Source organism: Winogradskyella sp. PC D3.3, assembly GCF_054366245.1.
This window is the reverse complement of record NZ_CM135962.1, coordinates 3,061,538-3,075,188: the sequence shown is the minus strand read 5'-3', so window position 1 is coordinate 3,075,188 and position 13,651 is coordinate 3,061,538. Positions and strand designations below refer to the sequence as shown.

Sequence of the window (13,651 nt, the reverse complement as noted above, 5' to 3'; positions counted from 1 at the left end):
ACTATTTTATAACTTCAAGAAATAATTGTTCATAATCACCTATTATTTTTCTTTTGCTAAATTTTTCTAGAACAGAATCACTTATTGTTTTAGGATTCCATTCTCTTTGGGTTTGAAGTTTTTCTATAAATTCATCTTCATCATTTACTAAAAAACCATTGACGTTATTAACTACAATTTCCTTCGTTCCTCCTGGTACATTAAAAGCAATTACGGGTGTGCCTATAACACAACTTTCTAAGAGTGCATTTGGAAATCCTTCTACATATGAGCCTTGAAGAAAGTAATCATTAATTATAAGATATTTTTCTACCTCTTTAGTAAAAGGGATATGAGTGATTTTATCTTGTAAACTTAAGTTTTGAATTAAATTCATTACCTCTTCTTTATCAGGGCCATCTCCGATTAAAGTGTAATGAAATGGAATTTTAAGTTTAGACAACAATTTTAAAATTCTCGGAATTCCTTTTTCTTTACTAAGACGACCAACGGTTATTAACCGAATTGGATTATGATTTGTTTGTTTTTCCTTTATTGTAAATGTGTTTGTAATGGGATTGTTAATTACAACTAATTTGTCATTATTAAGATTGTAATTGTTTTCAATATCTGTCAACATGTCTTTTGATTGGCAGATAATTTTATCAAAAAAGCTAAAGCGTTTACGTCCTAAAACACTTAAAAGAGTATTACTCTTATGTTCATTAAATATACTTTCATCAACACTTAGAACAGTGGATTCTCGTGCGATAAATTTTGTTTTAGGAAACAAAATAGACATATAAGCCATTACAGTATTTAAATGACTTATTACGCTAAGGACAATGTCAGGCTTTAGTTTTTTAATCTGTTTAAATAGTTGCGGAATACCATTTAGTACTCTTGGTTTTTCTAAAAAAATGCAATTAATATTATTAATTTCATATGCAGAATCTTTAGCAGACCCCACAACAATTAATGTTGTATCAAATTTATTTTTATCAATATTTTGAGCTAAATAAGATATTATACGTTCAGAACCACCTGCAAATAAGGTAGGTAAAACAAAAACAATTTTTATTGGTTTATTTAATGTCATGATTAGGGTTGTGTTTTAACCATTGTTTTAATACCAATAATTTCCAAATCATAGGGTAGTGGTTCCAGCTTCCATCCATATGTTGTGTTATTTGTTTTTTTACCAATGCGATATCAATTCCGGGGATTTGACTTAGGCCTTCATGATTTAATTCGCTTAAGACATAGTCTTTAAGGTCTTCTCTAAACCAATTTTTAAAAGGCATGGTAAATCCAGCTTTCGGTCGGTTGAAAATATGTTTGGGAACCGATTGATATAGTATATCTTTTAGTATCCTTTTTTGATTATTACCTTTAAATTTAAAATCAGTAGGTAAGCTTTGAGCAAGCTCTACTACGCGATAATCCATTAATGGAGCTCTAGCTTCAAGCGAATATGCCATAGTAGCACGATCTACTTTAGTGTTAATATCCCAGTTTAAATATGTTTTTATATCAAAATCAGATACGCGTTCTAATAAGTTCTTATTATTATGTATTAGATATTTAAGCTCATCAACTTCTTTACTATTCATTTTAGACGCTCCTGTTTTTGAGTCTAAGTACGCCATATCTATAGATTTGTACTTCATAAATTCTGATAGAATTTTTAATCTATAATTAGGGAATAGAGCAACCATCTTAGACATAAGTAACCTTGCGGGATAAGGAATTTTCATAAATTTATTTCCTTTATTTATCCAGTCATAGCGATGATAACCTATAAAACTCTCATCTCCTGCATCTCCTGACAAAGCCACAGTTACTTGTTTTTTAGTGTGTTTAGCAAGTAACATTGATGGAATAGCGGAAGGGTCTGCAAAGGGTTCGTCGTAGAAATGATGAAAATTTTCAATTAAATCTAATCCTTCATCATAATTGCATTCAATAACATTATGTTCGGTTTTTAAATGGTCAGCGACTTGTTGCGCATAAACACTTTCATCAAAACCTTTATCATTAAATTTAACAGAAAACGTTTTGACTTTAGCTTGTGAATTTTGAGTTGCTAAAGCAGCAATAAGAGAAGAGTCTATACCACCAGATAAAAAGACTCCAACAGGAACATCTGCAAACATTCTTATTTTAACAGCATCTGAAAGGGTGTTTTTTAACGCTGTTTGTGCGTCTTCATAAGTGCCTAAAAATTTATTTTCGCCTTTATAGTCAATATCCCAATAAGGTTCTATATTAAGGCTTCCTGAGTCTATATCAAAAATAAAAGAATTACCAGGCAGTAGTTTTTTTACTTCATTAAATATACTGAGAGGATCAGGTATTGTTCCCCAGGTTAGATACGAATCAATAGCCTTTTTAGAGATACTTAAATCGTTGTGATAAAGTTGTATTGAAGATACCTGACTTGCGAATTCAAAAGCTTTACCATTATGATAATAATAAAAAGGTTTTTGACCAAGTCTGTCTCGAGCACCAAAAAAAAGATTTTTAATTTTATCATATATAACAAATGCGAACATTCCGTTAAAATGATTTACACAATCTTTCCCATACTCTAAATAAGCTGCGCAGATTACCTCGGTGTCACTTGTTGTTTTAAAAGTATAACCCTTTTTTAAAAGCTTGTTCTTAATGTCTTGAAAGTTAAATATTTCACCATTAAAAACAATTTCAATATTGTCAGAATAGGCGAGGGGTTGATTAGATCTAGCGTCTAAATCTATAATTGATAACCTATTATGTCCAAATGCTATCGAGTGATTATCTGATTTATAGAATTTCCATCCCATTTGGTCAGGACCTCTAAAGGATGTGCGTTTGAGCTTCTCTTTAACTTGAGTTTCATTATATAGTATTGTACTTCCGTAAATTCCGCACATGGTTATTTTATTATTAATAAAGTTATCTTAAAGTTTTTTATTTAGACTATCTGAACGTTTTTCACTTATTTATGAGCGGCATTTTAATATTGGTCATACGGTCTAATGACTACAATAAATAATTGTTCAATACAGAAAAATAATTTAGAGAATTAAATAACATTTTCGGTCAAAATTTAGGTTGAACTTAATGATTCTCAATAATTCAAGCTGTAAATATGTTGTAACTTAATGTAAATATCAAAATTATTCTACTAAATGTATTATAAAAACTTTTATTAACACTGAAATTAATTGTGGCGTACAATTAGCTTTTGATTGTAATATAATTTGTTTGATTTAATAGTTGTTATAAAAATAGTTTGTTGCTTAAAAAGCAGCTTGTTATAAGTGTTTTATAATTCTTGATATATCAATAGTTTTTATTTTTTCAGCAGGGTTTCCAGCTAATAGAATGTTTTCTTCTTCAAATGTCTTGTTAACTACAGCATTTGCACTAATGGCTGTATTGTTTGCAATAGAAATATTACCATAGATTTTTGCGCCAGGAGCAATATAAACATTGTCACCAATTTGTGGGGCCTTATCTGATCCTCCAGAAGCACCTATGTTTACACAAGCATGCATCCTACAATTACGTCCTACTTTGGTATTGCTATTAATTACGATAGTACCATAATGGACAATTGATAAACCAGGACCGAAGACGTTTATAGGTATTGAAAAACCCAATTTTATAGATGTTTTTTTGAATTTATATTTTAAGTAAAAAAAATATAATCTGTTCAAAATACCACGTTTACAGTTATTAAAATATTCGAGTTTACGAAGTCTTTTTTGAAAAACCCATATAGGATTTGGCGATAGAATATTAATAATTTGTTCATAAAAACTATCGTTTTTAATACCTAACGCAATTTTATCTTTTTGTAAATATTCTAAATAACTGGTCTTAGATTTTATCATTGATCTTTGTTTTGATACGTTGTTTTTTATTAAAACATATAGGCTTAGTAACAACTACTACGTTAAGGGATGATTGGGCTGGGACTACGGTCTTCTCCAAAATCAATTAAATAGCCTAGGGTGCAAAAAATAACCATAATATAAGCCTGATTTATGACCGTTTGTAAACTTAACATAAAAACGCAAAGTGTAAATACTACACTTAGGACAAAAAACTTTAATTGTAATTCTAATTTTAAAGCTCTAAAGAGATGCGTTAAAAGTATAATACAGAATAGGATAAAAACAAATATGCCTGCATCCGCCCATACTCCCATATAAGTATTATGACCTCTTATACTAACGGCAAAGTCTACACCATTTCCAATGATTGGGTTTTCATAGATATAACTCATTAAATTTGCTAATAAATCACCTCTTCCTGAATTATCGACCTTATCTGTATTTAATGTGATAACATTAGTTAAGTTTTCTATTTTAACTCTTTGAGCGGAAGATAGGTTCATATCTTTTGTAATACTCTGCAAATTTAAAACAACCAAGAATAATGAAATAAAAGCTACGACGAGAAACATAATTCGTATACCGCGAAAATATTTATAATTACTTAAAAGGAGTACAATTAAAAAGGTTGATAAGCCTGTTGTTGAAAACGTAAGAAATAGACTGTATAAAATAAATAAAATACCTAATATTTTTAAGGCTTTTTGCGTATGGTTTTTTGCAACGAAAAATTTATTAAAAAAAAGATAAGCTAATATACACACTAATGCTGCATTGTTGGCATCACCATAGAGTCCACCTGCACGATCAATTTTGTAGATATGTACACCTCCGTAATCTAAATCAAAATTTAAGTTATACAGAATTACAAGCATTATGCAAGCCGTTACTAAACAGATTGTAATTACTCTAAAAGTGATTTTCCTATAATTAACATTGCTTAAAAACACATAAAACCCATAAAAATAAATAACAGGAATAAGAGTTTTTGCTAAAGAAGGTGTGTATTTTGTATAGACGGATGCAATTAATCCAAATGTGTAGTAACAGGCAAAAAATACTATCCAAAGTTTAGCTGTTGCTGACACTAATCCTTTTTCTTTAATACAAAGAACCGTTCCAACTAAAATCAAGGCTAAGTTTAAATAAGCTAAGACTTGTGCTGCTGTACTTGATACGAATATAGCTATAAAGTCTTGTAAATTTAGAGTGTTGAATATTAGAGGTAATATAAAAAAAAGGATTAGAATTTTTTTCATGATTTATCCTGTAACGATTCAAAAATTGAGATATACTGGTTTATTATGGTGTCTAAATCAAATCGCTCTAAGGATTTAATTGCTTCTTTACCAAGTGATAATCTTAAGGTGTCATTATTTAAAAGTTGGGTTAATTTTAAAGTCATTTCTTTCTCGTTCTGATCTTCAATAAGTAAACCGTTACTATTATTAGAAATGATATCTGAAGGTCCTGTTTTACAATCATAAGCAATACAAGCCATACCTTGAGACATCGCTTCTAGAAGTACCATTGGCAATCCTTCAAATCTTGATGGGAGTATAAAAACGGAGGAGGATTCCATTAATTTAGATATCTCACTTACAAATCCTGTAAAACATACTTGGTGCTCTATGTTTTGATCTTTAACGATACGAGTTAAATACTGTAGTCCATCATCACCACCTCCTGCAATTTTTAATGTCCAATCTGGATTATCCTTCAATACTGGTGCAATGAACTTAATTAAATTGTCAAATCCTTTATGGTGATATCTATCCAAGCTCCCCACAGCTAAAATAACTTTTTCTCGTTGAATATGTATGTCTTCTATTGGAGTAAAAGAGCATGGATTAGGCATTACTATTACATTTGAGCCGTGTTTTTTGTAATAAGGAATATCAAAGCTGGTTAAAACGGTTACTAAGTCCGCCTTTTTATAAAGTACTTTTCTAGTAAAATCAGATAAAAATTTACGCCCATTCATAATGCGTAAATGACTATTGTGTTCTGCAGCAATGATTTTAATTGAAAATAATTTGGCAATAGGAATCGTTATAAAATTAGTTAATGTTATAAATGAAATAATAACGTGAGGCCGATTATTTTTGTTTTTATAATATTTGTAAAGATTAACAAAGCTTCTAATAGTATGATTTGAGATGCTGCCATGGCATAACGTTACTCTTGAAATAGATTGGTCTAAGTTATAACCTTCACCTTTATTAAGCGTAATAACAGTAATATCGAAGCCTTTTCGTTTTGATAAATTTGTAGCCAGTAAAGCCATAACGCGCTCTGCACCTCCGCCTTTCAGTGAACTTATTATAAAATCTATTTTCATTTAGTGAACTTTTGGGTTAAGACTTTCTTCTTCAAATTGTTTTTTTAGATAATTTGTATTGCTTAAGCGTAAAGTTAATAAAGAAAAAGAATGTAAGAATATAAATTATAGTTGTTCCTAATACTAATCCATAAACACCATATTGCTTAATCAAGACTATATTTAATACAATATTAGCAATAAGACTGAAAAATGAAATCCATGCCATAAAACTATTCTTATTTATACTAGTTAAAAAACGAACAAGAACCATCGTACATAAATAGAAAGGAATGTATATCAGCGTGATTTTTTGAATATTAGAAACTATAGTTGTGTCATCAGAATTAAATTCATTCCGTTCAAAAAGTAGTCTTATGATTTCATCAGAAAAGAAAAATGAAATAATTACTATTACAAGGGCAAGTATAAATATTGTCTTTAATATTTTAAATAATTGTTGATAGGCTTGCTTTAAATCTGTATTTATCAATCTCGAGAAATGGGGAAGAAGCACATTTCCTAAAGCTATTATTATAATACTAATTATAAATGACGGAATTTTTATTCCATAATTAATTGCTGTAATGGAACCAACAACCAATTGAGCAGCAAAAAATTGATCAACAAAATTATTTAAACCACTCAATAATCCAGATGATATTTTTGGAGGTAATTGCTTAATCATTTCTTTAGAGTTTTTACTAAATTTTGGTTTTTTCAAAACGATAAGTTTATAGTATAAACTAACAATGAGTAGAAAAATAAATGATAAAATACTTCCAATAAGCATTCCAATAGAAATAGTTAAATTACCAAGCTCTTCAGTAAAAAACAACAAACAAACAATAACGGATAACGATAGAAATACAGATGAAATGGTCGAAAAGAAAAATTTATTTGAAATGTCTAAAAGGCCACTAATTACAGCAGATAAGGACCAAAAAAATAGGCAAGGTAAGATGTAATTTAATTGATTTTGAATACTAATATAATATGAACTTGAATGACCTGGAAATAAAGTCGATAAAAAGAAATTCTCAAAAATCAGAATTAGAATAAAGAAAAATAGAGCAATGGCTAGTGAGGTTAAAAAGATAATGGACTGAAACTCTCCTTTATTACCACCAGATTTAAGTTCTGCGATATAATTGGGTATGTATATGGCACATAAGGCATTTATGAAGACATTTTGTATAAACGTTGGAATTAAAAGAGCAATGTAAAACGTATCTATTAACTCTGATAGGCCATAACTAGAAGCAATAACCGTTTCTTTATAAAAACCAATTATTTTTACCCCCAACGTAACTGTGGCAACAATAACAATGTTAATAATCAGAGGTTGTGCAAGAAATTTTTTAATATTTTCTTGAATAAGTTTTACGTTCATTATGATTATAGTAATAAAGAAATTAAATCCATAGTGATATGTTTGTATAATTCACAAAATCTTAAATACTTTTTTTGAAAATTAAATCAATCTTTCCTTGCATAGCGACAAATATGAAAAAAAAAAATTGAAGTATAATCCTAATTCGGTTTAACTTAAACTTATTACGATAATTAGGACGAGGTATTTGTTTTTTTATGCCTTACAAATCAATAGAGAAATTGCTGCTTCTTTGAACTAAAAATATCGATTTGTTACTTTTAATCGGACTAATTTGCCGTTCATGATCCAAAACAGCTTTTTAAACGTATTTAACTGTAAAACTAAACTTTTAAACTGACTCATAAGAAACAACTTACGTTTAAATTCGCTTTAACGATTAATTTAGTGTTTTAAAGTTTTTATATGTAGTTTCGAGTGTGTTAAATTTATAATTACCCCCTATTTATGAATAACCCTCTAACTAAAAGGAATGGTATTTCCTTTTACAAATTTTTTGTTTTACTCTTTTTTACCTTATTATACAATGTGCATAGTAATGCTCAAGTAAAATCGTTTCCAAGTGCATATGGTGCAGGAGCTTATACCACAGGCGGAAGAGGTGGGGAGGTCGTCCATGTTACAAATCTAAATGACAGTGGTTTTGGGTCTTTAAGATATGCGATGCAAATGGAAATCCCAAGAACAATTGTTTTTGATGTTAGTGGGGTAATTAGATTAGATACCTTTTTGTATATGGGGCCTAATAATGGAAATGTTACTATAGCAGGTCAAACTGCGCCAGAGGGAGGAATCACTATTGAAGGTCATAGAGTCTTTATGGAAAGTGTAGATAATGTAATTTGTCGTTATATTAGATTTAGAGGTGGTATAGATGCCGAAGGATTTGGTTATCAAAAAAATGATAGCTTTACTGCAGCAGGTAGTACAACAAATCACATTTTTGACCATTGTAGTTTTAGTTTTGATGGAGATGAAACTTCTGATTGGTCAGCTGCTTCTGGAAATTATACAATTAATAATGTCACTGTACAACGGTGTATTATGGGAGAAGGAGAGAAAGGTGTTTTATTCGGTGGCCAACCTTCTGTGACAACTGGAGAAATGTCATTTCATCACTCCTTATTTTATAATATAACACATCGAACACCAAATATTGCTGGTTATAATGGTGCAAAAATTGAAACCATAAACAATGTAGTTTGGACAATTGATAATAGATTAATAAGAACAGATGGTAATCCTGAATGGAATCATATAAATAATTATTATGACTTTGGTAATACACCAGTTAGTGATGGTCGTTTAAATATGCAAACATCAATAGATTCAGATCCTCCAAGTATTTATACTAATGGAAATAAAATTGTATCGGTTAATACTATCAACCCTTTAACTTATAATGTTGCTCAATTGAATGCAGATAATAAGTTAATGCATCGTTATTTTTTGGTTGGTGAAGGGCATTTGATTGGTGAGCTTTTAAATTCAAATTATTTTACAGACACTCAACATCCTTTATTAGGGGCGCCAATTCCTGTTCAATCTGCTGATGAAGCTTTTGACAGTGTAAAAAGTGATGTCGGTTGTAATTCTAGATTAAATGCTGATGGTTCAGTAAGCGATAATAAAGATGTATTAGATGCCGGTTGGTTAGCCAACATTAATAATGGAGTTTATGTCCCTAGAGCAGATAGCTCAACTTGGAGTGTTCCAAACATTGTTTCACAAAATAGACCAGACAACTTTTACGTTTCAAATCCACATATTCCAGAAATTTGGTTTCAGGCGAATGTGCCTGAGGGGCAAGATCATAATGATATTGCTCCGAGTGGTTACACATGGTTAGAAGAGTATTTAAATCAAGTGGATGCGTCTTTAGTTTCAATAGGATTAGAAAGCATTACAGTAACTCCTAATTCTGCAGAAGTATTGATAACAGATACACTTCAGTTAACAGCGACATTTATTCCTGAAAATGCAACGAATAGAAATGGTATTTGGACTTCTAGTGATGAAGACATTGCTATAGTTGATTCAAATGGGTTGGTTACACCAGTGTCTTTAGGGGATGTTACAATAACCTTTACCGCTGCTGATGGTGGATTTACAGATACCTCCGAAATAACGGTTTTTCCTGAAGCGCTCCTAGCGAGCGCAAGTGATGATCAACAGATTTGTGCAGGAGAAAGCATAACACTTACAGCAAGTGGCGGTACAAATTATATGTGGAACACAGGTGAAACAACAGCAAGTATAGAAGTCGCTCCTGTAGAAACAATAGTTTATACCGTAACAGTATCTGATGATAATGAGCAATCTGAGGCTATTAATGTTACGGTTACAGTAAATGCAGTACCTATAGCAGATGCCGGTGAAGATCAAACGTTGTGTTTTGGGGAGTCAACAATATTGACTGCTACAGGCGGAGATTCTTATCTATGGAGCACAGGAGAAACTACAAGTTCAATAGAAGTGACTCCTTCAGTAGAAACAACATATAGTGTAGAAACATTTTCAAATAATTGCTCAAGTACAGATAGCGTTACAGTATTTATAAGTGAAGCACCAGAAATTACAGTTACTGAAGATTTAATTATTGTTGAAGGTCAATCTACAACGCTTACGGCAACAGGAAGCGATAATTTTGAATGGAGTACAGGAGAAACTACAGCATCAATTACAGTCAGTCCTAACAATACAACAACATATTTAGTAAATACAACAAATGTAAACGGATGTTCTAGCAGTGCTAGTGTTACAGTTACGGTTGTACCCGAAATTATGGCAAGCGCAGGTGAAGATGTTACGATATGTAATGGCGAGAGTGTTATATTGAATGCTTCTGGCGCTACTACATATCTTTGGAATACTGGCGATTTAGGGTCAGAACTTATGGTGAGTCCAACAGAAACAACAACATATATAGTGACAGCTGAAGATGCTTATGGCTTTACTGATACGGCTCAGGTTACAGTTAATGTCAACGAAGCGCCTGTTTTAACAGTCAGCGATGATATATATGTTATGATAGGCAGTTCAACTACGCTTTCGGTTAGTGGTGCAAGTACCTATATTTGGAATACAGGGGAAACTGCTTCCGAAATTATAGTAAGTCCTGAAGTAACAACAACATATACAGTAACTGGTTTTTCAGAAAGCGGTTGTCAAAGCAGTGTTGACGTTTTAGTAACTGTTGTAGAGGAATTAAATGCTAATGCAGGACAAGATCAATCAATTTGTTTAGGGGATAGTGTTACTTTAGACGCAACCGGAGGTGTTACATACACTTGGAATACCGGAGATACAGGGGCTTCGTTAACTTTAGTCCCAACAGAGACCGCAACTTATACAGTTACTGTAACAGATGGTTTTGGTAATTCCGATTCCGATGAAGTGACAGTAACAGTTAACCCTTCACCTGTTGCAAATGCAGGAGAAGATCAATCGACTTGTCTTGGAGAGTCGGTTGTTTTAACCGCTCAAGGAGGTGATTCATACCTTTGGAGTACAGGTGAAACGACTGAAACGATTACGGTAAATCCAAATGAAGATACAGTTTATAGTGTTGAAGTATTTTCAGGTACCTGTTCAGACACAGATGAAGTGCAAGTATTTGTATTACCAACACCCGAATTAACCATAAATGATGATGTCGTAATTATGATGGGAATGTCTACTACACTTGAAGTTTTTGGGGCCAATTCATATTTATGGAATACAGGTGAAGTATCAAGTTCTATAACTGTGAGTCCTACAGATACAACAACATATACGGTTACAGGGTATTTAGAGAATGGATGCGAAAGTGTAGCTCAAGTGACGGTGACAATAGTTCCAGAAGTCATTGCTTTTGCTGGAGAGGATGTTGCCATTTGTAACGGAGAAAGTGTGACTTTAACAGCTTCTGGTGGTACTGATTATCTATGGAATACAGGAGAAACAAGTGCTTCAATAACAATTAATCCTATAGTAACAGATATATATACAGTAACAGTATTCGATAGTTTTGGAAATTCAGATTCAGATAATGTTACTGTTACGGTTAATGATTTACCTAGTTTAACGCTTAGTGAAGATGTCACAATTTTTGAAGGTGAGAGTACTAATTTAATAGTAGGTGGTGCAAGTACATACCTTTGGAATACAGGGAAGACTTCGAATTCTATAATTGTTAGTCCATTAGAAACGACTACTTATACGGTTACAGGTTTTTCAACAAGTAATTGTGAATCTATAGCGGAAGTTACGGTGACAGTAATTCCGGAGCTTAATGCAAATGCTGGTAATGATGTTGCTATTTGTAACGGAGAAAGTGTGATCTTAACAGCTTCTGGTGGTACTGATTATTTATGGAATACAGGAGAAACAAGTGCTTCAATTACAATTAATCCTATAGTAACAGAGATATACACAGTAACAGCATTCGATAGTTTTGGAAATTCAGATTCAGATAGTGTTACTGTTACGGTTAATGATTTACCTAGTTTAACGCTTAGTGAAGATGTCACAATTTTTGAAGGCGAGAGTACTAATTTAACAGTAGGTGGTGCAAGTACATACCTTTGGAATACAGGAGAGACTTCGAATTCTATAGTTGTTAGTCCATTAGAAACGACTACTTATACGGTTACAGGTTTTTCAACAAGTAATTGTGAATCTATTGCAGAAGTTACGGTGACAGTAATTCCGAAGCTTAATGCAAATGCAGGAAACGATGTTTCTATTTGTTTTGGTGAAAGTGTAACGTTAAATGCTTCAGGAGGGCTCGGTTATGTTTGGAGTACAGGTGAAACAAGTGCTTCGGTGATCGTGTCTCCTACAGAAACGACAATCTATACAGTTACGGTTTTTGATGAATATGGAAATTCAGACACAGATAGTGTTAAGGTTTCAGTGAATGAATTACCTAATATAACAGTAAGTGAAAATATTACAATAATTGAAGGAGAGAGTACAAACTTAGAAGTAAGTGGTGCGGAATCTTACTTATGGAATACTGGTGACACATCTAATTCAATTTTAGTCAGTCCAACACAAACGACAACTTATAATGTCATAGGAATGACTAATTCGTGCAGCAGTGAGCTAAAAGAAGTCACAGTTACCGTGACTCCTTTGTTTCAAGCCTCAGCAGGTACAGATGAACGGGTTTGTGATAATGAAAATTATGAGGTTGTATTGACAGCAAATGAAGGTGATAGTTACTTGTGGAGTACAGGTGAAACCACGCAAAGTATTGTTGTCAATCCATTATCTACATCAACTTATTCAGTAACGGTTACTCAAGGAGAGCAATCCGATACCGATGATGTTAAGGTTTATGTCGATCCTAGCCCTGTGGTATCTATTGCCAATGGAGAGAGTGTTGATATTTTAAATGGTGACTTTGTAACGTTGTCGGCATCAGGTGCAAATACTTATGAGTGGAATAATGGAGGGTCTCAGCCAAATATTGCGGTAAGTCCATCGGTAACGACAACCTATGAAGTAAAAGGTTATATAGGACAGTGTTATGATGATAAGCAAGTTACAGTAAATGTATTACAACCCGTAGTTGCGGATGCAGGAGAAGATGTCTTAATCTGTTTAAATGAGCATACAACGTTAACGGCAACAGGAGGAGATGATTATGTGTGGAGTACCGGTGAGACAACACCGACTATTGTCGTTTCACCAAATGAAACAACAGATTATACTGTTACTGTATTTAATGCTTTAGACTTCGATGAGGCTACCGTTAGGGTAGAAGTAGATTTAAATTGTGTAAATGATTCAACGAGTCCGAGTCCTATTACTGACGATGAGATGGAATTTGCGTTTGATGTTTATCCTAATCCAGCATCAGGAACGGTTAATGTAAAACTATCAGGCACATTAATTGTTTCAGACATTAATATTTATGATGTGACCGGAAAGTTAATTAAACATTCTAAAATCACTAATGAGAATTTAAGTGCTACAACAACAACTCAAATTGATATTAGTTCGCTTCAGTCTGGTGTTTATTTTGTAAAACTTATAGATAAAGATAGAGACATCACTAAAAAATTAATAGTAGAATAAATTAATTCT

7 protein-coding genes are annotated in these 13,651 nt (G+C 32.2%); 1 reads left to right on the top strand and 6 read right to left on the bottom strand.

Annotated features, from left to right (window positions below):
* Position 1: 1 nt before the first annotated feature.
* From ACXGSQ_RS13475 to murJ, 6 genes are all read right to left on the bottom strand, one after another.
* Positions 2 to 1,078 (bottom strand): glycosyltransferase, encoded by a 1,077-nt coding sequence (locus ACXGSQ_RS13475; protein WP_458626675.1) that lies wholly within the window; start codon positions 1,076 to 1,078, stop codon positions 2 to 4.
* On the bottom strand, positions 1,065 to 2,894 hold the full coding sequence (asnB, locus tag ACXGSQ_RS13470; RefSeq protein WP_458626674.1) for an asparagine synthase (glutamine-hydrolyzing): 1,830 nt from the start codon (positions 2,892 to 2,894) through the stop codon (positions 1,065 to 1,067). Before asnB ends, ACXGSQ_RS13475 begins: the two co-directional genes overlap by 14 nt.
* Before the next feature lie 384 nt (positions 2,895 to 3,278).
* The gene (locus ACXGSQ_RS13465) at positions 3,279 to 3,860 is read right to left on the bottom strand and encodes a serine O-acetyltransferase (RefSeq protein WP_458626673.1); all 582 of its coding nucleotides are present in this window, start codon (positions 3,858 to 3,860) and stop codon (positions 3,279 to 3,281) included.
* A gap of 62 nt (positions 3,861 to 3,922) precedes the next feature.
* The gene (locus tag ACXGSQ_RS13460) at positions 3,923 to 5,122 is read right to left on the bottom strand and encodes an O-antigen ligase family protein (RefSeq protein WP_458626672.1); all 1,200 of its coding nucleotides are present in this window, start codon (positions 5,120 to 5,122) and stop codon (positions 3,923 to 3,925) included.
* Positions 5,119 to 6,204: a glycosyltransferase family 4 protein gene (locus tag ACXGSQ_RS13455; protein ID WP_458626671.1), complete on the bottom strand. Its 1,086-nt coding sequence runs from the start codon at positions 6,202 to 6,204 to the stop codon at positions 5,119 to 5,121. Before ACXGSQ_RS13455 ends, ACXGSQ_RS13460 begins: the two co-directional genes overlap by 4 nt.
* 31 nt (positions 6,205 to 6,235) lie before the next feature.
* A complete protein-coding gene (murJ, locus tag ACXGSQ_RS13450; protein WP_458626670.1) occupies positions 6,236 to 7,576 on the bottom strand; it encodes a murein biosynthesis integral membrane protein MurJ in 1,341 nt (446 codons plus the stop codon).
* A gap of 447 nt (positions 7,577 to 8,023) precedes the next feature.
* Here murJ and ACXGSQ_RS13445 point away from each other — a divergent pair, with 447 nt between their 5' ends.
* A complete protein-coding gene (locus ACXGSQ_RS13445) occupies positions 8,024 to 13,642 on the top strand; it encodes an Ig-like domain-containing protein (RefSeq protein WP_458626669.1) in 5,619 nt (1,872 codons plus the stop codon).
* The last annotated feature ends 9 nt before the right edge of the window (positions 13,643 to 13,651 follow it).

Bases quoted from the DNA above. Each gene is read 5' to 3' on its own strand.
- ACXGSQ_RS13445 (WP_458626669.1), top strand. From the start codon at position 8,024: ATGAATAACCCTCTAACTAAAAGGAATGGTATTTCCTTTTACAAATTT.
- asnB (WP_458626674.1), bottom strand. From the start codon at position 2,894: ATGTGCGGAATTTACGGAAGTACAATACTATATAATGAAACTCAAGTT.
- ACXGSQ_RS13475 (WP_458626675.1), bottom strand. From the start codon at position 1,078: ATGACATTAAATAAACCAATAAAAATTGTTTTTGTTTTACCTACCTTA.
- ACXGSQ_RS13465 (WP_458626673.1), bottom strand. From the start codon at position 3,860: ATGATAAAATCTAAGACCAGTTATTTAGAATATTTACAAAAAGATAAA.
- ACXGSQ_RS13460 (WP_458626672.1), bottom strand. From the start codon at position 5,122: ATGAAAAAAATTCTAATCCTTTTTTTTATATTACCTCTAATATTCAAC.
- murJ (WP_458626670.1), bottom strand. From the start codon at position 7,576: ATGAACGTAAAACTTATTCAAGAAAATATTAAAAAATTTCTTGCACAA.
- ACXGSQ_RS13455 (WP_458626671.1), bottom strand. From the start codon at position 6,204: ATGAAAATAGATTTTATAATAAGTTCACTGAAAGGCGGAGGTGCAGAG.